The 1,001-nt window shown below is 65.8% G+C and carries 1 pseudogene; it reads right to left on the bottom strand.

Features of this window, described 5'->3' with window-relative positions:
- Window positions 1-914, bottom strand: a pseudogene (locus EN964_RS35520) (hypothetical protein); the annotation flags it as partial.
- Window positions 915-1,001 lie beyond the last annotated feature (87 nt).

Here is a 1,001-nt window from a genome sequence, read left to right on the forward strand (position 1 = left end):
GATATGATCTTTCTGGCCAGGAACTCGTCGGGGATTTGATAGCCGCTTTCGTCAACCGCCGGCAAATTGGCGCCGACATAGGCGGCAAGCCGTGCTTTCAGCGCCGCGTCCTGCGAGAGCCGTGCGGTGTCGGGCGTGTTCTCCAGCGGCTTCTCGCTGATTTCGGCGCCATCGATGCCGAATACCCGCATGAGATAGGCCGCCTGCCCGCCGAACTCGGTTTCCTGGCCGGACGGGAAGCGCACCACCTGCGCGTTGAGCTCCAGCTGCTTGAAGGTCAGCCCGGCCTTCTCCAGCGGCCCGCCGGTCAGCCAGCCGGCATCGACGCTCTCGTCAAGCTGTGGCGTCCAGCGTCCGGCAGTGCCGACGCAGCCGCCATCGGCATCGGGCGCGGCGCTGTAGACGGCATTGAAATTGAACGGCAAGCGCGATGCCAGCAGCTTGCCGTTCTTGCGAAAACTGTAGGCCAGGCGGTAGATGAAGCGCACCTCGCCGCAGCTCCTGTCGCCTTGCAGCAGCATGAAATCGCGACGGTCGAGCCGGTTGACGACGCCGACCAGCCGGAAGCGCGCGGCATCGGTCTTCAGCCAGCGCATGTCCATGATGCGGCCGACATTGCCGTCTGTCACCTCGTAGAGCGGCCGCCCGCCGGCCTTCATCTCGGCGCGGAGCGCCGCAACATCGGAGGCAACGATGTCAACGATGGCGTGATAGGCGGGGGCCTCGTCGTAAAGCGTCTTTAGACCGTCCTCGCCGTCAACCCCCAAAACATCGGCGAAGCCGAAACCCCCGGCATCGAGCGCGGCGAGCACCGCCGGATTGTCGACGACGGTTACAGGGCCGACGGCGCGCGCCGTCGACGCCATGAAGACAGCGATGAGGGTGGCAAGCAGCGGAGCCAGGGCGCGGTTCATAGAACAGCCGTGCGCGCGTCGAAGAGTTCACGCAACACCGGCAGCAGCGCCAGCGGCAGATCCTCGGCGATCAGGCCGGGTCCGAAC

It is taken from the genome of Mesorhizobium sp. M7A.F.Ca.CA.001.10.2.1 (assembly GCF_003998575.1).
Lineage (GTDB): Bacteria > Pseudomonadota > Alphaproteobacteria > Rhizobiales > Rhizobiaceae > Mesorhizobium.